22 protein-coding genes are annotated in these 22,446 nt (G+C 40.3%); 5 read left to right on the top strand and 17 right to left on the bottom strand.

The annotated features are described in order from the left end of the window. Positions 1 to 150 precede the first annotated feature (150 nt). Complete coding sequence (locus IM797_RS13205) at positions 151 to 867, top strand: GntR family transcriptional regulator (RefSeq protein ID WP_194127591.1); 717 nt, start codon at positions 151 to 153, stop codon at positions 865 to 867. 36 nt (positions 868 to 903) lie between these two features. Here IM797_RS13205 and IM797_RS13200 read toward each other — a convergent pair whose 3' ends face one another. The 4 genes from IM797_RS13200 to IM797_RS13185 all read right to left on the bottom strand — a co-directional run bounded on the left by IM797_RS13200 (position 904) and on the right by IM797_RS13185 (position 6,338). Then, entirely contained in the window at positions 904 to 2,310 is a 1,407-nt protein-coding gene (locus IM797_RS13200) for a sugar MFS transporter (protein WP_228098841.1), read from the bottom strand. Between the two features lie 91 nt (positions 2,311 to 2,401). Further along, complete coding sequence (locus IM797_RS13195; RefSeq protein ID WP_194127590.1) at positions 2,402 to 3,724, bottom strand: paraquat-inducible protein A; 1,323 nt, start codon at positions 3,722 to 3,724, stop codon at positions 2,402 to 2,404. Then, positions 3,711 to 4,994 carry a paraquat-inducible protein A gene (locus IM797_RS13190; RefSeq protein ID WP_228098840.1) on the bottom strand — a complete coding sequence of 428 codons (1,284 nt, stop codon included), beginning with the start codon at positions 4,992 to 4,994 and terminating at the stop codon, positions 3,711 to 3,713. The genes IM797_RS13195 and IM797_RS13190 overlap by 14 nt, the downstream gene beginning before the upstream one ends. A gap of 129 nt (positions 4,995 to 5,123) precedes the next feature. Further along, the gene (locus IM797_RS13185; protein WP_194127588.1) at positions 5,124 to 6,338 is read right to left on the bottom strand and encodes a GAF domain-containing sensor histidine kinase; all 1,215 of its coding nucleotides are present in this window, start codon (positions 6,336 to 6,338) and stop codon (positions 5,124 to 5,126) included. 191 nt (positions 6,339 to 6,529) lie between these two features. On the opposite strand from IM797_RS13185, the gene IM797_RS13180 reads away from it, so the two are divergent. After that, on the top strand, positions 6,530 to 7,057 hold the full coding sequence (locus IM797_RS13180; protein ID WP_194127587.1) for a protease: 528 nt from the start codon (positions 6,530 to 6,532) through the stop codon (positions 7,055 to 7,057). A 146-nt stretch (positions 7,058 to 7,203) separates the two neighbouring features. Here IM797_RS13180 and IM797_RS28715 read toward each other — a convergent pair whose 3' ends face one another. Both IM797_RS28715 and IM797_RS13170 read right to left on the bottom strand, forming a co-directional pair. After that, a complete protein-coding gene (locus tag IM797_RS28715) occupies positions 7,204 to 7,293 on the bottom strand; it encodes a hydroxyisourate hydrolase (RefSeq protein ID WP_194127645.1) in 90 nt (29 codons plus the stop codon). Between the two features lie 3 nt (positions 7,294 to 7,296). After that, positions 7,297 to 7,968: a MarR family winged helix-turn-helix transcriptional regulator gene (locus IM797_RS13170; protein ID WP_194127586.1), complete on the bottom strand. Its 672-nt coding sequence runs from the start codon at positions 7,966 to 7,968 to the stop codon at positions 7,297 to 7,299. Between the two features lie 246 nt (positions 7,969 to 8,214). On the opposite strand from IM797_RS13170, the gene folE reads away from it, so the two are divergent. From folE to IM797_RS13155, 3 genes are read left to right on the top strand one after another with little or no spacing between them, the layout of a single operon-like run. Continuing rightward, positions 8,215 to 8,874, top strand: coding sequence for a GTP cyclohydrolase I FolE (gene folE, locus IM797_RS13165; protein WP_194127585.1), 660 nt, complete (start codon positions 8,215 to 8,217; stop codon positions 8,872 to 8,874). Further along, positions 8,871 to 9,590, top strand: a complete 720-nt coding sequence (locus IM797_RS13160; RefSeq protein ID WP_228098839.1) for an SDR family NAD(P)-dependent oxidoreductase — start codon at positions 8,871 to 8,873, stop codon at positions 9,588 to 9,590. Before folE ends, IM797_RS13160 begins: the two co-directional genes overlap by 4 nt. 1 nt (position 9,591) lies before the next feature. Further along, positions 9,592 to 10,251, top strand: coding sequence for a flavin reductase family protein (locus tag IM797_RS13155; RefSeq protein ID WP_194127584.1), 660 nt, complete (start codon positions 9,592 to 9,594; stop codon positions 10,249 to 10,251). Between the two features lie 325 nt (positions 10,252 to 10,576). Here the strand turns inward: IM797_RS13155 and IM797_RS13150 are convergent, their stop codons facing one another. The 11 genes from IM797_RS13150 to IM797_RS13100 form a co-directional block, all read right to left on the bottom strand. Then, complete coding sequence (locus tag IM797_RS13150; protein WP_194127583.1) at positions 10,577 to 10,999, bottom strand: Hsp20/alpha crystallin family protein; 423 nt, start codon at positions 10,997 to 10,999, stop codon at positions 10,577 to 10,579. Between the two features lie 72 nt (positions 11,000 to 11,071). Continuing rightward, entirely contained in the window at positions 11,072 to 11,455 is a 384-nt protein-coding gene (locus IM797_RS13145) for a universal stress protein (RefSeq protein ID WP_194127582.1), read from the bottom strand. Between the two features lie 102 nt (positions 11,456 to 11,557). Continuing rightward, on the bottom strand, positions 11,558 to 14,062 hold the full coding sequence (locus IM797_RS13140) for a cation-translocating P-type ATPase (RefSeq protein ID WP_194127581.1): 2,505 nt from the start codon (positions 14,060 to 14,062) through the stop codon (positions 11,558 to 11,560). Positions 14,063 to 14,067: 5 nt separating this feature from the next. Then, on the bottom strand, positions 14,068 to 14,964 hold the full coding sequence (locus tag IM797_RS13135; protein WP_194127580.1) for a universal stress protein: 897 nt from the start codon (positions 14,962 to 14,964) through the stop codon (positions 14,068 to 14,070). A gap of 130 nt (positions 14,965 to 15,094) precedes the next feature. Next, positions 15,095 to 15,982: a universal stress protein gene (locus IM797_RS13130; RefSeq protein WP_194127579.1), complete on the bottom strand. Its 888-nt coding sequence runs from the start codon at positions 15,980 to 15,982 to the stop codon at positions 15,095 to 15,097. Positions 15,983 to 16,362: 380 nt separating this feature from the next. Next, a complete protein-coding gene (locus tag IM797_RS13125; protein ID WP_194127578.1) occupies positions 16,363 to 17,265 on the bottom strand; it encodes a hypothetical protein in 903 nt (300 codons plus the stop codon). 178 nt (positions 17,266 to 17,443) lie between these two features. Next, the gene (locus IM797_RS13120) at positions 17,444 to 18,076 is read right to left on the bottom strand and encodes a TetR/AcrR family transcriptional regulator (RefSeq protein WP_194127577.1); all 633 of its coding nucleotides are present in this window, start codon (positions 18,074 to 18,076) and stop codon (positions 17,444 to 17,446) included. Between the two features lie 117 nt (positions 18,077 to 18,193). Then, positions 18,194 to 19,582, bottom strand: coding sequence for a TlpA disulfide reductase family protein (locus tag IM797_RS13115; protein WP_194127576.1), 1,389 nt, complete (start codon positions 19,580 to 19,582; stop codon positions 18,194 to 18,196). Positions 19,583 to 19,713: 131 nt separating this feature from the next. Further along, positions 19,714 to 19,914 carry a hypothetical protein gene (locus IM797_RS13110; protein ID WP_194127575.1) on the bottom strand — a complete coding sequence of 67 codons (201 nt, stop codon included), beginning with the start codon at positions 19,912 to 19,914 and terminating at the stop codon, positions 19,714 to 19,716. 33 nt (positions 19,915 to 19,947) lie between these two features. Beyond that, positions 19,948 to 21,126 (bottom strand): hypothetical protein, encoded by a 1,179-nt coding sequence (locus IM797_RS13105; protein WP_228098838.1) that lies wholly within the window; start codon positions 21,124 to 21,126, stop codon positions 19,948 to 19,950. 132 nt (positions 21,127 to 21,258) lie between these two features. Continuing rightward, the gene (locus IM797_RS13100; protein WP_194127574.1) at positions 21,259 to 22,356 is read right to left on the bottom strand and encodes an AraC family transcriptional regulator; all 1,098 of its coding nucleotides are present in this window, start codon (positions 22,354 to 22,356) and stop codon (positions 21,259 to 21,261) included. Positions 22,357 to 22,446 lie beyond the last annotated feature (90 nt).

The raw sequence follows: 22,446 nt of genomic DNA, 5'->3' as shown, positions 1-22,446 counted from the left end.
CATAAATAAAACAACTTGTATATACAAGATAAATCTCATATTTATTTTCACTTGTATAGTCAAGACAACAAAAGACAACTTGTATAGTCATATGGATATAAATAACTATAAATAACTACATTTGCGAGTAAAACGCTAAACCTAACATTGATGAACAAAAAAGAAACATCCCCTTTATATAAAAAAGTCATTGATGACCTTAAAACACTGATAGACAAAGGAGCATATAAAAAAGGCGAGTTGCTTCCATCAGAAAACGACCTTTGTAAAACTTACAGCACCACCAGGGTTACCGTGAGACAGGCTTTAACTGGTCTCACCAATATGGGCTATATCACCAGAAGACATGGCAAGGGCAGTATCGTTTCAGAACCCAGACAAGGATTGGGTATTCTGTCCCTGAGTGGAGTTACCGCAGGTGTAGGCGACCAGGTTTTAACCACAGCCATACTGCAGAAGCAAACCAAACAAAATTGGCCTGCTGATTTTTTTTATGAATTAAATCCCGAAGAACAAAGTCGTGGATGTATATTTTTTACCAGACTAAGGCATATTGACGGCATGCCAGTTTTGTATGAGGAAACCTACATTACGAACATCAGTCTGGCCCGGTTCAGTTCAAGGAACCTGGAAAACTGCTCACTTTTTAAAGTGCTGAAAGAGCACTATAAAATTGAAGTGAATGAGGGTGAACAAAAAATATGGGCAATACATGCAGATAAAAACATCAGCAAACTTTTAGACATCAAGACAAGTCATCCTGTTGTACATATGAAAAGGCGCTTGCAAACGAATGTTAAAAATCTGAGTATTTACTCTTCAGTGTATTGCAATACCGCAGCATACTTCTTACACGATTATTTTTAAGCGCATTAAAACGTAGGTAGCACAAGTTGCGGAGGCTTAATGCCCTCCCGCAACTTGTGCTGCCTTGACTACCCCCAGCTTTGCGGAACAATAAAATCCGAAGAAAGCAATATACAGATAGGAAATTACAGGTATAAAAAAGGACTTGTGGATACCGATTACATCAGCCATAGCCCCTTGCAGCAGTGGAAGCAAGGCCCCGCCCAGAATGGCCATCACCAGTAAGGACGATCCCTGACTGGTATATTTTCCCAGACCATGGATGGATAAAGTAAAAATATTGGACCACATGATGGAATTGAAAAGACCTACGCCAAGTATGGCCCACATGGCCGTAGCTCCTGTAGAAAAAATGGTGAGCAAAATCAAGGTCGCGGAAATCAGGGCAAAAAAGGACAGCGTGCGGGCTGGTGCCGACTTTCCAATGAAGAAGCCAAGCAGATTTACAGCGATCAAGATGAGGAACACAGAAATCTGATTAAAACTCAGGTCAACAACACCAAGGATTAACAGGAATACAGCGCCAGCAGTTAAGACCATATACAAGCCTTTTTTCAGACCGTTTATATTTTGATTTAATGAAATGGCACCTAAAAAGCGACCGATCATTGCGCCACCCCAATACAGGGCCAGATAGTTTTTACTGACCGATTCCGTCAGTCCCATGATCTCTTTAAGCGCCAGAAAGTTGATGATAAAACTACCTATACACACTTCACCCCCCACATAAAAAAAGATGGCCACGATACCAAGTTTCAACTGCGGAAATTTTAAGGCACCCAGACCTTGTTCGGCAACCTCTTCAGACCTGAAATCTGGCAGTTTAATTTTATATAGCAAAGCCGCCAGCAACAAAAAGATACCAGTGAAAATTACATAAGGTATTTCTGTAGCCTGGGCAGTAATTTTTCCATTGACAGCAAAGAATTCAAAAATCAAAAAGCCACCGACGATGGGTGCAATGGTTGTACCCAGTGAATTGAAGGCCTGAGAAAGGTTAAGCCTGCTGGATGCACCTTCTGGCTTGCCCAGCAGCGACACATAAGGATTGGCGGCAATCTGTAATAAGGTAAAGCCTAAACCAAGCATAAATAAGGCCGTAAGGAAAAGTCCGTAACTGGAAAACTTTGCCGCAGGGAAAAACAAAAAGCAACCCAATGCAGCAATCACCAAACCCAGGAGCATTCCATTTTTATAACCGATCCGGTTGATGGGATCTCCTTGGAAATAAGAAATGACAAAATAAATTACCGAACCAATAAAATAAGCGCCAAAAAAGACAAACTGCACGAGCATCGACTGTAAATAGCTAAGCTGAAATAGTTCTTTTAAGTGGGGAATAAGTACATCATTCATGCAGGTTAAAAAACCCCACATAAAAAAAAGCGTAGTAATTGCAACAAAAGGCATTCTGTAACTGCCCTGCTCCTTAGTCTGATTCATAAAATAATTTAAATTTGGTTTTAAGGTTATTTTCAAATGTAAATTAAATTACTTGTATACACAAGGATGAAAATCCAGGTATTTATCAGCATCAAACTGTTTGCTGCTCTTTGAGCAGTTTTACTGATTTAAAGCGCTTTAAAATCAATGACAATATGGATGCATACACCACGTAGGCAACGAAAATATAGTAACCAGGCTGCAGGGAGGTATTATTTTGAGTTGCGGTGGACAACAGGTCTTCCTTGATGTTCAGATTGGAGAGCTGGCTTTGCAAAATTCCGTTCAAGCCGATGTAGGTCATGGCAATGCCAACAACCATCACATCGGCCATATCCCATTTCCCTAAATCAAAAGCTAAAAACCTAACCACCTTATTGTCGGCGTAATGATCCTTGCCCAAGATCAGGATACCTTTGCCAATCAGCCGCAATACAGGTAGGATGATGACAAACAGCAGAATGAGTATGCCCACAAGAACGGCATCAAATTTAGGCTGCGCCACCAATGAAGTAACCACGCCCATGATGCTCTTACTCTGGAAAAACAAAACCTGATTGGTAAAGGCTAATTTTTCACCGAGCAGTATGAAGTTTAACGACTGGATGCGGGCATCAACTTCGATGATCGTAGCCGTAACCCCTACACACAACAACACAAAGGCAAACAACAGGGATAAAATATACAGGGTGGTATGCAGGCCAACCTGCTTTCTGGTAAACCACCAAAGGCAAAGTGCCAGCAATACGCAGCCGATCATGGCATAGGTATAATTCATCATCGAAGTATGTACCGTATTGAGCTGCGAATTGATCGTCTTTTCAAAAGCCTGAACATCAGAAACCTGGTATTTTTTATAGATGTGTTTGCTTACGGTAACGCTTGCCGGTTCAGTATTGTCGTAAGTTTCTTCTTCCAGCTGGTCAATTTTACTGGTCAGGATATTTTTAAGCCTTTTTTTGCCGGCAGGTCTGTTAATGCTCTTTACGATGGTACTGGCAAATGAAGGCACCTGTTCCCGAACCTCTTCGGGGTCGACCAAGGCATTAAAAGCCAGCTTTTTGAGTTTACCACCAATACTTTTCTGCGGTTTATTGATTTCGGCTACAGCCTTGCCGATGAGATTATTTAATTGTTTCTCCACTTTTTTCTGAAGGTCTTTTTGCTGTTGGGCCGTCATGTCGAACTCGCCGATTTTGCCTTCTACAATTGCAGAGATCTTTTCGCGCCATTCATCTATCGATAGAATGCCAAAGCTGATGTTGTTGGCCACGCTGTAATCTGTTTTTAAACTTTTCTGCTGAGCAGAAAGCGTATATATGCGATAGCCAAACCAGGCTTCTCCGCAAAGCAGGACACTTAATCCAAAGATCAGCAGCATACCGGGTAAGCTCGTTTTTCTAATCGCAGTCATGGGGAGATATAAATTTTAGGATGGTCGATAAAATAAGTCCGTACAATACAAAACTGATAAATATGATAAATCCAGGTTGCAGGGCGGTGTTGTTGGTGGTCATCACGTTCAGGTCATCACTTTGGATATTCAGGCTTTTTAACTGGCTATCCAGCAAACCATTCAATCCGATGTAAACCATCAGGATGGCGATCACAATGACATCTGCCATGCTCCATTTACCAGAATAAAAAGCAAAATACTTGATGATCCGGTTCTCGGCGATTTTCTTTTTACTCAGCAGGTGTACGCCAGTGGCGCTAAGCTTCATGACCGGAAACAAGATGCTGAAGATCAAAATCAATACCCCTACAAATACCGAGTCTGAAGTTGGCTGTGAGATCAACACTTTCACTACGTCCAGGATACTCTTGCTTTGAAAGAACAACACCTGGTTTTCGAACACCACATGTTCCCCCAGCAATACAAAGTCGAGCGCTTTGATGCGTGCATCAACTTCAATCATGGAAGCTGTTAATCCAATGGCAAGCAGTATAAAGGCAAACATGAGCGACATGATAAAGAGCGTAGCGTGGAGATCGGTACGTTTTCTGAATATCCACCACAACGATAAAACCACTACGATGCAACCTAACATGGCAAAGGAATAACGGTAAGTTTCAACGCTGATGCGGGAAAGCGATGAAAATAGTTTTTTATTCAATTCTTCATTGGAGGAGACGCCGTATTTTTTATAGATTTTTTCAGTGGCTGCTTTTGTGGCTGCGACAGTGCTGTCCAGATATTCTGCACGCTCCAGGGCATTGAACTTAGACATGGCCATTTTGCCAAGCTGATTTTTGCGGTCAGGATCATCAACTTCGGCCAGAATGGTTTTTGCAAATCCTGGCGCTTTTGCCCTGATTTTATCTGTATTCACGAATGTCTTGATGGCAAATTTCTTTATTTTTCCACCTATGGTCTTTTTAGGTTTATTGAGTAAAGCTTCGGCTTTGTCAATCAGGGCTAAGATAATTTGTTCCACCTCCTTTTGCAGCTCTTTTTTTTGTTTTGCCGTAAGCTTAAAATCACGGATCTGGTGATTTACGATACCGGAAACCTTATCCCGCCATTGTTTAACGGAAAACAGGCCCGCAGTAATGTTATTGATATTGGAATATTCCTCTTTAGCTTCTTTCTGCTGCGCTGAAAGCTTATGCAGCTGATAGCCAAAATAGCCCTCAACGGACAATAAAATACTGAGACCCAAGATCAGCAGCAGCTTGGGCATTATCGGTTTCTTGCCGGGAGTTGAGGTTTCATGCATTGGCAGTCTGAATGTTCAATATTGAATTTGTTGTATTGAACAAAAGCAGATTGCCAATTGTTTTAAATATAGGCGACGATCTTTTCTACAGGCCTAATCTACTTGTTTTTTAAAAGGTAGTTTTACGTTAAAGCAAGCCCCAGCCCCTTCGATGTTGTGAATTTCCATGGTGCCACCTAAACCGTTGATCAGGTGTTTAACCAGTTCAAGTCCGAAGCCATAACCTTTTTCTCCACTGGTACCATCGGTACTTGAGTTGTTGCCATCCGCGAGGTGCTGAAGTGCTTTTTCGCTGATGCCCGCACCAGTATCTGAGATCATCAAATGCAGCAAGTGCTGATTGGTTTGCTCAATTAAGCTCATGACCACTTTAACCGTTCCGTTTTGCGGGGTAAACTTGATGGCATTGGAGATTAAATTACCCGTGATCTGCAGCAATTTATTTTTAGGGAAAGCAGCGCGCGTATTCCCCTCATCAAGTTGTATTTGCAGGTTAATGCCTTTGTGTTTAGCCTGGGCAGTATAAAGATCTTCCAACTTGCATTTAAATACACTCAGGTTCATCGCATTACCTGAGAGTTTCCTGGTCTGCTGATCTTCGGTGAGAATCTCATCGGCAAGCTCCAACAGTGATTTACTACTTTTGTTGATCAGTTGTATAAAATCAAGTACTTCGCTCAGGGTATTGCTATCGCCCTGCTGGGCGATGATATTGGATAACCCGATGATACCAGCCAGTGGCCCGCGAATGTCATGTGCAACTTTACTTTTGGTTTCAGTCGCATTTTTTACCTGGCACTGCAAATCCCGGATAACCTGGTAAGTCTGCAGCCGGTGAATGACCTGACTTGCTATGATCCGCAACATTTCGATTTTCTCAGGACTCAGATTTTTAGGATGCTTATCTACTACGCAAAGCGAACCGATCTGATAACCCTGCGCATCCGTAATGGGTACACCTAAATAATACCGAAGCGCCAAAGGCTCTTTAGTAAAATCCTTATCTTTAAAACGATGATCTAAGGACAAATCCGAAACTTCAAATTGTGATTGCCCCATGATGGTATACTGGCATAGCGACTCTTCCCTTGGGGTTTGCTGTACTTCCAGTCCCTGACCGGAAATGGTCCAGGTGGTATAAGAATCAATCAGGTTAATCAGGGAAATGTCTGTTCCCGCTACTTTTGCAGCGAGCATGGCCAGGTCTTTAAAGTCTTCAGAAAGTTCAGAATAATCAAGGTCCAGCTCAGATAAGCTCAGCAACCTTTGCATCTCATTTTGCGGTACTGGGAAAGTTTCTTTTAACATCGTGTATTACTTGGTACAATATTATCAATACTTAACGACATAAACGAGGTTTTAGATCTGTGACCTGAACTTTTTTGTAAGCAAATACGCGCATCAGCCAAGTTATTTAACAACTGGGGATTGTCCAACCTTTTAAGATCAGCTCGAATACAAATGGTGTAGAACCCAGGTAAAAAAGTTACTTTTGTGTTATGAAAAACTTCAATTCAGTACTATCTACCGCCCTTATCCTGGCACTTTCATCTTGCGGAATGAACAACAACGGTGCAAAAAGCAGTACAAGTGCTGCAGACTCCACGGTTACCACGACCGTTGGCAGCGCGACTGAAAAGGCCTTATTCGCAAAAATGTCGATCAAAGACACGATTAAGAATGGCGAATCAGTAGAACTGAAATTCACAGTGTACAACAATGCCGACACTACGCAACATTTTTGCAAATGGCACACACCTTTTGAACCCTTCATCAGCAAATATCTGGATGTGAAATTAACATCCGGTGAAGAAGTTGATTATAAGGGCGCAATGGCAAAAAGAATCATGCCACCTCCAGCCAGTAGTTATGTGGCTGTGAATGCTAAAGACAGCACCACTACGACCGTTGATCTTTTAAAAGGATATCAAATTACCAAACCAGGGAAGTATACAGTTAGTTATGTTGGTCAAAACATGAGCGGATTGATTGTTAAAGACAGCATTTCTTTCGTTTACGCAAAATAATTTCAACTATTCAGTTGCAGGAGCCTGTAACACAGATATGCGGTGTTAAATAACAACGGATACTGAAATCAGATGCCAAAAAGACAATAGCTATCGCCTTTTTAGCATCTGATTTCAACATAAAAAAGGATGTCATTTTAAACTCCTTAGTTTCCCCTATAAGTGGAATAACCATAGGGACTCAAGATAATGGGTAAATGGTCATGCTGATTAAAAGTCTCTTTAACATCATTTATATTTTAATTCTTTTGTGGTAAAAATTGATTGTAGGCGATATCGATCAGTTGAGCAGGCCCTATATTTTCGACGTGTATGGCCTGATGAAAGCGGTCCAATTTCTGAAGTATTTTAATCAAATGCATTTTTTCAGCATGACTGAGATCCCCGGTAACAATTTGGCTTGCCCGTCTTATTTTTTCGATATTATCTTCCAAAGCCGCTAGTCCTTTAGCCGTAATCGAAATGATTTTACTTCTCTTGTCTTCTAAAGAATCATGCTGTTCTATCCATCCCTGCCCTATCAGTCGATTGATAATTTGCGTACCCACAGGTTTTTCCTGAATGTTTCTTTTGATCAACTCCGTTTTAGTCATTGCTCCAAAAGCCTTTAAATTAATTAAGTATATGAACTCTTCCTGCGTACTGAATGCAGAATTGTATATCGCAGACCTGGAATAGTTTTTTGCGTACCTGTTGATATGAACAATTAAGGTGCTGATCTCGCTATCTGCACTTCTGCCATTTTCTTTTCCATCCCAATCCAGCTCAGCATAGGGATTACTTGTCTCTCTTTCAGCATCAAAAACCCAACGCCTGAAACCAGATAAATCTTTTGTATAAGATGTGGAATCCACAGTAGCATCAAATTTTTCTACGAGATCAATCACTTCTTTGAGCAGCTGATAGTCCATAACGACAAATTAATTTAAAATATAAATAATATTTAACTGTAGTTAATTTTAATAACCAATTATACTGACACGCTTTATATTGAATGATCTGAAATCGTATCAAAAACAATAATAATACAATTATATACTAAATTTACATTTTTTAGTATATAATTGTATTATTATTTCTTTTAAAATATAGACAATAGTGATCAGCGGGATGAATTTATCCCAAGCAAGATGTAGAACTGTTAACCTAAAACTTCAATGAACACGAATAACAACCAACTCATAACCGACCTTGAATCCCAAGTGCAGGTCCCGTCCTACGACACACCAATGCGTGTTGATGCATTTGAACTGGATGAGGATACTAAAATTGAATTGATACAAAAACATTTTGCTGCGATCATGCATACCCTTGGTCTTGACCTGAAAGATGAGAGTCTGAAGGATACCCCAAAAAGAGTGGCAAAAATGTATGTCAAGGAAATATTCAGCGGTCTTAATCCAGCCAATAAGCCAGTGGCAACCCTATTCAAAAATCCATTTAGCTATAACCAGATGCTTGTAGAAAGAAACATCAGTGTTTACAGCAACTGTGAGCATCATTTTGTTCCGATTGTAGGTAAAGCGCATGTGGCTTATTTCAGCAACGGGCAAGTCATCGGTTTGTCCAAATTGAACCGAATCGTACAATACTGCTCACAACGCCCCCAAATACAGGAAAGACTAACCAAACAGATCGCCAACATGATCAAAGAATCACTGGGAACAGAAGACGTTGCCGTTATTGTTGATGCGAATCACCATTGCGTATCCAGCCGCGGCATAAAAGACATCAGTAGCAGTACATTAACAGCAGAATACTGTGGCCGTTTTTTAGAGGCTGAGGTAAAAAATGATTTTTTAAAACACATAGGATGATGAATTTTGAAGGCAAAAACATATTAGTAGCTGGTGGGAGTTCAGGGATCGGCCTTTCGCTGGTCAGAGTCCTTATTTTCAACGGAGCAACCGTATACAACATCTCCAGAACACCGAATGCCGATTGGCCGGAAGGTGTCATACACCTAAGCTTAGATATCCTTGAGGAGGTCAGTACCATCTCAAGCTTTCTTCCTGAGCAATTGCATGGCTTGGTGTATTCAGTCGGGAGCATCACGCTGAAGCCATTTACCCGCTTAACCGAAGATGATTTCCTCAAAGACTACAGGATCAATGTCCTGGGCGCAGCTAAGGTTATCCAGCAGGCCATGAAAGCACTTAAAGCAGCAAAAACGTCCTCGGTAGTGCTCGTCAGTTCCGTAGCAGCACGTTCAGGCATGAGTTTTCATGCCAGTATAGCTGCAGCAAAGGGGGCTGTTGAAAGCATGGCGCTTTCACTCGCATCCGAACTTGCACCCAGCCAAATCCGCGTCAATGTAGTGGCACCTTCACTCACCGACACACCACTTGCGCAAAACTTGTTGAATACCAGCGACCGAAAAGAATCGGCTAATAAAAGGCACCCGCTGGGCAGGTATGGCTTACCCGAAGATATCAGTTCGGCTATAGCCTTCCTGCTAAGCGATGAATCGGGCTGGCTAACGGGACAGATCATCGGTATAGATGGAGGTTTAGGAAAATTAAAGTCAAACTAAGATGATAACAATCAAAAGTAGTCAGATTTCTGAGATGGAGAAACATTACAGAATCAGCTTGATCAATAGTTTAGTTGGCTATAAATCCCTCAACCTATTGGGGACCATCAGTCATGATGGCATAAGTAATCTGAGTTTAATCAGTTCTGCTTTTCACCTGGGTGCAAACCCGCCCCTGCTGGGCATAGTGATCAGGCCTGAGCGAGAACATAACGACACCCTTAACAACATCAGGAAAACCGGACAATATACTTTAAACAACGTATTGCCCCAATGGTACAAACAAGCACATCAAACCAGCGCGAGCTATCCTTCTGGCATTTCGGAGTTTGACAAATGTGGATTCAAAAAACACTACATAAATGGATTTAAGGCACCTTTTGTTGCTCAATCTACCATCCGGATTGGACTGGAAGCAGCAGAAATCATTGATATGGAAATTAACGGAACAACGATCGTGATCGGAGAAATTATTCATATACTAACTGATGATTCCCTGATCGAAAAAGATGGTAATGTTGACCACATAAAGGCCGGAACAATGACCGTAGCAGGTTTAGACAGCTATTTTCTTCCTCAACTGATCGGCCGCTTATCCTATGCTAAACCCGGACTGGAGCCCCAGGAATTAACCCCGCAAAACCACGATACCAAATCATAAATTTGTGCACCTGTTTGCTATTTCGATTTATCAGTTGTTGTTGATAAGCACTGCAGTTCTAGGACTATTGCGCATCCTTTTGGTCTGGTTTGGTAACCATAGGTCTTACAGTTGGGTAAAACTTTGACTTTCTTCGCGTGTTATAGGACTCTAGTCCTAGCCGAGTCCTAGGAAACTCCTATGTAACTCCTGTTTGGTATCCTTTTGTTACGAGCCAGACCCCACCCAGACCCTACCCAGATCCAGACGAGAACCCATCATGAACCAAAACTTTGTTGGCTGTTAATTTCATAATTAATGATATGATGGGCAATTTCTATATCCTTTAGTCAACCCTGACTTTTTGTTTTAACTCCGAACCATTCACTGGTTTTTTCAATTTAATGGTTAGAATTCCTCTTTTATACTTAGCACTGATCTTGTCTTCATTGATGTCATCAGGTAACTTAAAAATGCCGCACACTGAAGAACATGCAAACTCCCTTCGGCTAAAGGTCTCACCATCTTTATTTTCTTCGGCATTGCTTTCGCCAATGATACTCAGCTGCCCATCTTCAATACTTATTCTAAGATCTTTCCTTTTAAACCCTGGAACAGCAATCTTCAACTCATATTTCCTGGGCAAATCACGCACATTAACAGCTGGCTGCATATTTTTTGACCGGTCAGAAAGGTCATCTAAATCCCAGAAATAGTCCAACATGGTTGGAAACTCAACTGGCCTATTTGTTTTAATTGAATTTGACATGGTGTTTGATATTAAATGTTATTATTTTCCTTTCAAAATGATGAGCTTCTTAAAATACCGCCTAAACAAAAGCTACAAAATGACCTGTTCATCTGGGGGAAAGACCAATAGCGGAATTTCTGTATGTCTGGATAGTTTCTGGGTATGACTACCCTTAAAGATACCGGCATCACTTTGATAGCTAATTTGCGGACAATAGTCTGTCCCATCAATATCGCAGGATGGATCTGATAATTTGTTAACCATGTTATCCAAATCCCCGGTAACTCCTTTTTTAATGGTTACATAGTCCATTAATGGCCAGGCCACTTGTGCAGCCATTGGCGCCTCAGCAGGAACTTTGAATGCATTACAAATCAACACATCCGCTTTTAAGATTTTAGCAAGTTCAATACCATAGCGTGCAGCATTTTCAGCGGGTACTGAGAAATCAGTTGGTATTAAAATCTTTTTCATTTTGTTTGGATTTAAGCCGTTCACCCCATAAAAATTTCACTAAACAAAGTTCACAAAAAGACCGGATTAAAGGATGATCAAGATCACTCAAAATAATGACAGTCAACACCCTACACCAGAACGTCTGGTGCGAATCCATTTGAAGAACTCGTACCAAATGACCGAAAGAAAGCCGACTCCAGAACTGATCATCAGCTGATCCCTGCTTAGTGACTTAAACTCAAAAAATGAAGTTAAAGGGTCTACATATAAAAGCAGGATAAGCAGCAGTACCGTAATCCCAAGCATTAACGTAACCAGGTTATTTTTATATTTCAATGTGGTAAATAGACTATAATGAAAAGATCGGTTAACCAAGGTGAGAAAAACATTTGCTGAGATTAGGCTGGTAAAAACCATTGTCCTGGTCCTGAAAACATCATATTGTTCCCCAACTGCATATTGGTAAACCAGCAGGACTCCTACAGCAATTACCAGACCTTGCACAACACTGTTGAGTAACTCGTTTAAATTAAAAAAAGTGGTCGTAAAAGGTCTTGGTTTTTGAATCATTAAATCTTTTTCCATAGGCTCATTTTCGTAAATAATTGAACATGTTGGCCCCATAATCAATTCTAAAAAAATAATATGTACGGGCGACAGGATATTGGGATAAGTCCAGCCCAGGGCCAGAGGAACAAAAACAGTTAATATAATAGGAATATGAATGGAAATGATATATCGGATCGCTTTCTTTAAATTACTGTAAATTCTTCTACCCATCGCCACCGCATCAACCATTTTGGAGAGGTCATCTTCAATTAAAATGAGAGAAGCAGCCTGTTTTGCAATTTCTGTTCCTTTTTTCCCCATGGCTATGCCTATATGCGCTGCTTTAAGTGCAGGGCCATCATTAACCCCATCCCCAGTCATCGCGACCACTTCGTTTTTGGCTTTGAGCGCATTAATAATCCTCAATTTTGCTTCTGGAAACATCCTTGCAAATAGTTGTATTTCCGAAACACTGGATGCCAAATCCTTGTCAGATAGTTGCATTAATTCATCCCCTGTTATGCTTTTATCAAAACCTTTAAATCCAATTTCCTTGGCGATTGAGGTTGTTGTTAAAACGTTATCCCCTGTCACAATTTTTACCTGGATGCCTGCAGCATAAAATTTTTCCAGGACAGTTGATATATTAAGCTTCGGTGGATCATAGAAAGCGATAAGGCCTTTAAAGCTGAATTTGAAGTCTTGCTGTACAAGTGGAAAATCAGCTCCCTTAAAAAAGGCTTCAGCAACCCCCAGAATCCGATAACCCTGTGTAGCCATGGAAGTCATTACCTCTGTAAGGTTTTCTTTTTCCTGATTACTTAGCTTAGAAACCCGTATCAGGGCCTCAGGTGCTCCTTTTGCTGCAATAATTCGCTTTCCTTGCTGGTTCTCAAAAACATGTGTCATCATAGGCGGCTTACCGCCAAGTGGATATTCATGATGCATATGGAACGCAGGCCTTTCATCATTAGGTTCAACTTTTGAGTAAGCTTGATGGAGGGCAATTTCCATCGGATCAAATGGAATGGGCTCACTTGCCCACATTGCTGTGGAAAGAAGTTCTTTTTCCTTAGAACCAAATGCTTCTTCTACTTTGAATACCTGATTTGATGACATGGTATAAACCTCGGCAATGCTCATTCTATTTTGTGTAAGTGTACCAGTTTTATCCGTGCAAATTACCGTAGCGCTCCCCAGTGTTTCTACAGTCTTCATGTTTTTCACTACAATCCCCATCTTCATCATTTTCCAGGCTCCTAAGGCTATAAAAGTCGTAAATGCAACAGGAATTTCCTCCGGCAAAATACTCATGGCCAGTGTCAATGCCTTTAAAAGACTATCTTTAAATAAATAGGTATGAAAATAATTAATGGCCCAGACCAGAAGGAAAATAATAAGTCCTGCAATCACCATTTTCTTAACAAAATTATTGATTTGTGATTCCAACGGTGTTTTCTCTTCTTTAATATCCTCCAGGCTCTGGCCTATTTTACCCAATTTAGTTTGGTTGCCAATTGCGGTGACTTCCGCTATAGCTAATCCGCTAACGGCAGTCGTACCCTGATAAATAAAAGGATCATCCGCTAGTTTATCTTTAGATACCGCTAAAGACTCTCCGGTGAGGATGGACTCGTTAATGGAGAAGTCGTTGGAGTGGATGATTTTTCCATCAGCAGCGGCAGATGTTCCTTCTTCTACCATCAGGCAGTCGCCGATAACGAGTTCTTCAGTTTTGATTTCTTTCACAAGCCCAGCCCGAATCACCTTGCACTTTGGCTCGGTCAATTCCTTAAGCTGGGCTAATGCATTCTTGCTTCTGGATTCCTGGAACAGGGAAATAGCAGAAACCACTACAATAGCCATGGCAAGAAAAAGTCCATCTCCACGGTTTCCACCAATGAAATAAATCATAGAGGTAACCAACAGCAAGATGACCATCGGTTCTTTAAATATGCTTAAAACCGCCTGAATCCAGCCTGGATGACTTGAAATTATAAGTTTATTAAGGCCATAATTTTTTCTGGCAGTCAGAACTTCTTCTGGGTTTAACCCTTTAATTCCAAACAGTTCCATGTCCTTTACAAGCAACCACTCATAAAACCAGCGAGGGAAACTGAATCTGTAAAAATAAGCGTTGGTAGCGTTGTACGATCGACTATCTTCATGGTATGACTTCCCTTAAAGATTTGATCAAACAAGTCATGCGGCCTGTGTACCATAACCAATAAATCTATATTGCCATGTTCAACTAACCAGGTTAATCCTTGTTCCACATTCATTCCACTAAGATGCCTGTAATATATCTTTGGATAATTGGCTTTTGCGGTCACGTCCTTTAAAAAAGTATCGATTTTTTTTTGACGGGCTAAGGGTACAGCATTTCCTTTAGTTACATGTGCAATTAAAATCTCTGCGTTAAATGACCTTGCCAAGCCAGAAAGTGCATGAAGTAATTCTAAATCATTTGTCCCAAAATCCGCTGCAAAAGCAATTCTACGGATTGGAGCAAAATCGGCCAGAGGGGGTACGACTAATACAGGAAGCCCAGTTTGATCAATAGCCCGGCGAACCTTACTTCCAAAAAGGAAACGATTTACCCCGTCAATACTGGAAGTGCCCACCGTTAGAAGGAGCATATCTTTTTTTGACTTTTGTTCAGCGATAAGTTGAAACACCTCACCTTCCTCACAACGATATGTAATTTGCGGAATCCAGGGAAGTTCTGGTCTAGCCTCACGACCTTGCTGATCCAATTCAGCCACCAAATCGTTTAGCTGATTAAATTTTGCACTTTTGAGTTCCTGGTATTGCTCAACAGATCCATCAAATCCAGTCAACTTTGAGGAGATCAATGGAATTTCAAATGCATGAAGTAATTCTACATTAACCTGTAAATGGTAAGCCAGGTGCAAAGCATAGCGGGCGGCGTTTTCAGCTGCGGGCGAGAAGTCTGTGGCAACGATTATTTTTTTCATGGTTTTGTTTTTTCTGTTAATTCCAATCCATATAACGCCATTTCGAGACGTTCATCCATATGATACAAGTCTTCATAAATGACCAATGCACCCCCTTTTATTTCGCAGGTGATTTAATCTGGTGTAGAGACTAGCTAAAAGGATTTGCGGTATACCCTGATGGAAATACAAATAAAGGAATGTCAATACGCCTTTTCATACGCTGGGTATAACTTCCTTTAAAGACTTTATGAAGCAGGCCATGGTTACGGTGTACCATAACCAGCATTTGGATCTGTCCATGCGCTGCAAGCCAGTCCAGTCCATCATTCACATCAGTTCCCAGAACATGATGGTAATATATTTTATGATAGTTTACCTTACTAGTCACTTCATTTAAAAAGGAATCGATCTCCAGCTGATTTTCGACCACATTTCGCTGATTTTTTTCACAGATATGAACGATTAAAATCTCGGCATTGAAAGTTTTTGCAAAGCCAGCCAGCACATGGATAATAGCGACATCCGCTTCACTCAAATCTGTAGCAAAAGCAATTTTATGAAGACCTTCAAATCGACACTGCGAGGGGATAAATAACAGCGGAAAAGTAGCCCCCTCGATCACACTATGCGTAGTACTACCAAATAAAAATCTGCTGATCTTACCATCATCAGCAGTTCCCATGACCACTAAGCTCACATCAGCATGGGCTGCGTTTCTGTTAACAACCTCAGCTACCGGCCCAACTCCCTTTACATATTCCACAAAAGGGTGGAAAGTATGCTCTGGTGTTTCAAAACCGTCCAAATACATCATTTTTTCTGCGATGCGCTCCAACTCTCCTTCAACCTCTTCCTCCAGCGCATCAAAAGAAATCAGCGAAGCCGATACATGCCCGGCAACAGGCACTTCAACTGGAATCATCATCGCATTGACCAACTTGAGGTCATTTTTCATCTCCTTAGCCAGGTGCATAGCGTAATGTGCTGCATTTTTTGCCGACGATGAAAAATCGGTCGGGATCAATATCTTTTTCATCACTATTTATTTTAAGATTTTACGTTTTTTGTCCGACTTTTTTGCATTCAGCTGTGGTCAGGGCGATAGCGTTCAAATGCCTTATTCTGCTGGTATATTTGGAAGGTAATTACCCATAGCCTGATGTAAAGACCTCATACTTTTCTTCCGACCATCCATTTTCATGACTGTAATTTTCCTAGTCTATTATAAAAATGGATAATATTCTATAACAAAGTTTATGAATATCTTTTGCATAACCCATGACCAAAATCACCAAAAAAAATGACAATCAACACGATGCTCATTATTTTTAGTTTGATATGGTTCGTAACTTTAGCAATAAAAAAACAGCATATGTCCCTTATGCTGTTTTTTTATTGCCAAATCAATGACCTATACTATTTCAAAATGCCTTCAGCGATCTTCATTGGAAGAAAGTATGGGTAGGTAGACATTCCCTGACTTAATTCCACACGTTCAAGATCTGGATCGGTTACCTGAAACTCCTTTGTGAAATCCTTAGCCAGGTAGACATAGGGATAAGGGTTTTGAGGATTGAATTGTGCAGGTCCCGCAAGCTTGTTTTTTGAGAAATCAAGCAGTATCGAATAGCTCGTGGTTTCGGGATGGATCAGAAATTCGATTGTTTTATTGCTGTCATCAAAGGTAAATGCCAATTTGCTGGAACTGTTGCCCGTAAGATCCAGATTGTAGTTTCCGGATTTGTATATGACACCTTTCTCTAAATCCCCTTCATTTCTGAAAACCAGGAATTGCTGTTCTGGATTGCGACGCAAGATCACAATTTCACCATTTCTAAAGAAATCGGAGTTATACTTAGGTTCGGTCTTCAATTTTTCCCTGATTGAATTGAAATTGCTTAAAGATTTTGGTCCAAGTATTCCAGGGATAAGATCGGTAACTTTCATCACAAAAAAGGGGTCTACTACATGGATATTCAGGAGCGCTTCCTGTCCGCTCACTTCATCTTTAACCGTAACTTGTGTGCTTCCTTTTTTTAGCCCTTTAACGTAAATGTATCCCGCCGGCCAGTCCGTATCCTTAACAGTTGTTTCGATCAGGCTTTGATCCGCTGCTTTAACAGCATATTTTTGGTTTCCGCTTTGGATGTACAATGATATTTCGTTTCCTTTAGGTACGTAATAGGTATATAAACCGAATTTCAGGTCTTTGATCTCCAACTGCTTTTCTTTTTTACAGGATATAGTGATTAGTGAAAAGAGGCTTAAAGCTAATGTTAAACGTAAATAATGAAATGATGAGCAAGGTAAAAGTTTCATGTCTGTTTCTAAATTTTAAATCGATTTTCTATTTTGTAGCTGATGTGTTTAGTGGTTGTTTTCTAAAATCAGCCTTTTGAAAGGCTTGATGAATGTATTCCTTACTTCTTTAAAACTGTTAAGCTCAAAAGATATTTGACTGACTTTTTCATATATACTTGTTTTATTCGTCTGTCGGTTAATTGTTATAGGTATTGTTTAATATTAAACTGATTGCTTTCTTTATCCTGACCATTCCCCCGGTCGTTTTAAGATCAATTTCGCAGAACAGCGTATCGGTTGATTTGGCATGGAGTACCAGGTAATAAATACCTGCAACCAACAATGCCGATACCGCCCTGAGATCAATGTCTTTTCCCTTCAGTTCCTGATCAGAACGGGCAAAAAAGTGTTGGCTAAGCACTTCTCTTTCTTCAGAGACTTCTTTCATTATTCTGGTGCTTTCACTGATCTGCCAAAGGATTATTTTTTGCATTTCCTGATCACTGAAAAGATGTTCCAGCTGGTTATGCAACAGATCTTCTAAGATCTCTTTTGTATTTTCCCCTTTGTTGTCTTTAATCAGTCCAGCTGCTGCTCCCGAAGCGGCCAGCCAATAATCTTTGCCCCGGACATAGGTCTCAATCAGGTGCTCTACTGTACCAAAATAAAGGGTAATCAGCTTCCTGTTTAATCCGGCAGCACTGGCAATATTGGTTGCGGTCAATCCTGTGTAACCCTTAGACTTAATGATCGTTCCAACAGCATCTATAAGTTTTTGGATTGACCGGCCCTTGTCATTGGATGCTCCCTGATATGTCTTTCTAGCCATTTATTCTTCCAGTTTATTCAAATATACAAATTTCGCATGTGCGGGAAAATTATATTTTTATTTAGGAAGAAAGGTATTCGTAATACAATGATCTCCGAGCATGCAGCAGAGTTGATTCTATTTTTCTATGCCGCGTTTAGCCAATTCAATCATCGCAGAAAGTTCAAAAACTGTTTCGCCTATATCTGTTCCTGCACCTTCCTTTTTAAAGCGAATGTTACCCTTACCGTCGATCACGAACTTAGCTGGAATGCCTGTAACTTTAAATGCACTGACCGCAGGGTTCACTTTATTGACATCTTCCAAATCCATATACAGTGGTAAGTTGCCGTAATTATTGGTTTCAAAATATTTTTTGGCTGCAGCCGTCGGATCTACTTCCTTACTTTTCTTTTCCCACGTATGGATAAATAAGAACTTAACTTCAGGATCATCCTTATATTTCTCTACTGTTGCCTGCATGCCAGGTAATGCCCTTTTACACGGGCCACACCATGTTGCCCAGAAGTCCAATACAATCGTCTTACCCTTAAAATCTGTCAAGGACACTTTTCTTCCATTCGCATCCAGCACCGAGAATTCCGGCGCTTTTTCACTAATCATTTCCTTTTCCAACTCATGCACTTTGCTGTCATTCAGCTTTTTATTTAAACCTGTGATATATAAACTTACATCTTTACCAGGATTGATATTTTTATAAGCAGCAATTAATTCTTCTTTTAGTACTTCACCGCCTACGTTTTGAAGAAACGCGGCCTCTAAATATGAAAATGCCTCCGCGGATCTCCCAGCCCTACTCATCAACTGATAATAAAACGCCGTCAATTGCGGTGACTTTCTTAAAGTATAATCATAATACGTTTGGATAGATTGAAACGCTTTCTGGTGATTACCAATTTTACTCAATACCTGACTTTGCAGATACAACAAATCCATCCTTTCGGCTTCAGAATATTTGGTCTGTTGCAACTCACTATCCAAATATGCAGATGTTGCGTTTGCATCGAGCATTAAAGCGCTGCCAATCACATACGGTAAAGCCTCCGACTTTGTTTTCCCTGTGGTGAGTTTTAGGTATTTAAGTGCGCCTCCAGCATTTTTCTTTTCCAAAAAGCTTCTCACGGTACGCATATAAAAAACACTTAAGTCTTGATGGGGAAACTCCTTCCTCATCTCCTCTAATGCTTTTTCCTGTTGAGCAAGGTCCTCTACCATCAGTTTTCTGGATGCTCTATTTAGGGCGACATAGCCCTTCGGGTATTTGCTTATTGCAACAAGTGCCACTGAATCCGCTAATCGAGGATTCGTAACTTGATAGTATGTATATAAAGTAGCATAATCCATTTCTGTTCCAGCGTCCCCTAAATCCCTTAACTTTTGCTGCAGTTTGACAGGGTCGTTCATTTCTCTTAAAGTACGTACTTCAGGAGTTTGAATAATCATTTGCTGGGCATTAAGTGAAGCTACATTACATAGCGCCAGAATGACGAAAATTGTCGTTTTCATAATTGTCTTTGTTTTTCTTTTTTATTGATCAATTACAGATCCTAAATCTATAGACAACTAAATTTTAGTTTTGGGGGGGTGCGTAATAAAACTTTTCTTATACGACATCATTGAAATTAACGATTACAACATCAGAACCGTAGTGATAATATGAAATAATCAACATCCTCCATAAAATCAGCCTTTCCAACAGGTGAAAAGTTAGCCTTATCTTTTCTGACCACCAGCAAGCTGATGTTTCTGCTACAAGCTACCAGAGAATCGTTTAATTGTGCCTGTGCTCCTGATGTGGCCAACAAGGCGAGTGTAATTGTTAATATTAGATTTTTCATTTTTCAGTTCGCATTTTGAGTGTTAGAAAAAATTTATCCGAGCATTCTGTGTCTGTGAAAGATCTGGTTCTGATCAAACAGATAACGGTAAGTCGCTAGCCGACGCGTCCGTGCTGCGCCCATATTTTTGGCGAAATTGATCATCTTAGGATTGAAGTCCCCAATCCACTGCATTTCATAATGGCTATATTGGGTTTGAGATTTAAGAACGGATAGTGCACTGACCACCATAAAGGCATCTATTCCCTTGGTTTGGTATTCAGGAATGACGCCGAACAAAATACCCACCAACTTAGGATTTGGCCGAAATTTCTTCAACCATAAAAATCTCAATATGTGAACCAGGCTAAATTTTCCCTTTAGTGCTTTAAAATGGTAGTTGAGATCCGGCAGGTTCAGCCAACAGGCAATAGGCTGATCATGATGGTAAGCAAACCAGATCGCTTTTTCATCGATAACGGCCTTCATTTCGCTAAACAATTTTATGGCTTCATTTTCTTCCATGGTCTTTCCTTCTCCATGAATCTCCCAGGACTTGTTGTAAATGCTGGTAAAATCCAGAGCAAACTGTTCTAACCTGCTCTTGCAAAATGGAATCACCCGGTACCCATCATCAGATTCAATCTTATCTTTGATCCTATAAAACTTTTCAGGAAGTGTCTGCGCCAGGTTCATACTATAACAATCCTGATAAAAATACACTTTAAAGCCATACTGCTCAAACAACCGCTGATAATAAGGTGGATGATAGTTCATCCCGTACAATGGCGCATCAAAACCCTCCATCAATAAGCCCCACCAATTGACCCGTTCTCCAAAATTAATTGGCCCGTCCATCGCCTGCATTCCTTCTCGTTGCAACCAGCGCTTGCATTCATCGAACATAAAATTTGCCGCATGGGTATTGTCAATGCACTCGAAAAAACCGATCCCTCCTGTGGGCTGATCCTGCGCATAGTTGTGATTGATAAAAGCTGCAATTCTACCTATTACAGTTTTATTTTCATCAAAAAGCAACCAGCGCGAACATTTACCATGTTGGAAGAATTTGTTTTTCTTTTCGTCAAAAACAGCTGCTATGTCCTTGTTCAAAGGTTGGATGTACTGCGAATTTGATCTGTGAATCCGATTCGGCAGATCCAGAAACAAAGATGCATCCGCCCTGTTGCTAACTTCATGCAGAACCATTTGCCTGATGATATTCTTGTCCATAAAAATAAGTTTGAGACAAAAATATGGGCTGCAAATGGCCTGAAAGTTCCAGGTTATAGAGTCGAACCCTTTTCTATAGTGAATTTTTAACTGCTAAAAATCAACTAATTAGGCAAAATCACGTATTCGAACTTATAAAGTCGAATGCTTTTTTCGAAACTCGGAAGGAGTTTGATGGGTTACTTTTTTGAAAATCGTGTTAAAAGAGGTTTTGGAATTGAAACCAGCTTCATAGGCAATGCCAACTAAAGAGAACTTGTTCTCTTGCTCATCCAATAAAAGTGCTTTGGCGCGTTCCACTCTATATTTATTCACAAACTGGAAGAAGTTTCCGTTAAAACCGTTATTGATGAGGTAAGAAAGCTGATGTGGGTTCATGCTCATTTGGTTTGCCAGTTTGATCAGGTTCAATTCCCCATCCAGGTAAGGTTTTTCGGTTTCCATAAGGACAAGCAGCTTCTGTTTAAATGCTTCAAATTCGACATCCGTTAGCAGTTTTTTCTTTTCCCCGGCCACTTCTTCTTCCAATTCAACTGCTAAAAGCTCTTTTCTTTGCTGTTCATCCAGCGGATAGATTTCTTTCTGTCTCAACGTATAATAAGTGGTGATGTATACAATGAAAAGAAATAACAGATCCATCAGAAAATTATCTTTAGTTTTTTGGATGAAGATGTTATAGAGTTCATAGCCTACGGTAATCGTAATGGTGATCAACAGTAAGAAGGTCAGCTTGATCAACCATTGCAGGTTGATCTCGGTATTGGAGGATATGGTTTCAATTCTTTTCTGGTGCTTGCGTATTTTATAATAGATGAAGCTCAGGTACAGCAAATTCTGAGAAATATTCATAAACAAAGCCAATTTACGATAACCCTCATTGTCCCAGAAAATCAGGAGCAAGACCAAATAAACAAGTGGAATCACACAACAGCACAAATCGACTTTTTTAAACCTGCGATTCGGGTTTATAAAAAGTACCACACTTGAATACAGCAAGATGGGGGTAAATATTTGCAGGAAATAAACAAATTTAGCGGCGGGCTCGGTGACTGGCAGCATACATATCGCGAGTATGTCTAAAATCCAATAGGTAGACCAGAAGAATAGAAACAGGCCGAAAAACAAATTGGCTTTTTTATTGACGTTCATTGGATTCACCAAAACAATGAACGATTGCAGGATCAGGCTACCATATAACAACACCAGAATAAATTTTTGCAGATTCTCCATACCCGTTTTTCTAAGCAGTCAATTCAACCTGAAAGGTTTTTGTTTACCTCGCAAATATTGAAAGTTTAATTGGATAAGTCCGAATGAAAG

It is taken from the genome of Pedobacter sp. MC2016-24, from assembly GCF_015223055.1.
GTDB lineage: Bacteria > Bacteroidota > Bacteroidia > Sphingobacteriales > Sphingobacteriaceae > Pedobacter.
The sequence above is the reverse complement of the archived record's forward strand: the minus strand, read 5'-3'. Positions and strand labels throughout refer to the sequence as shown.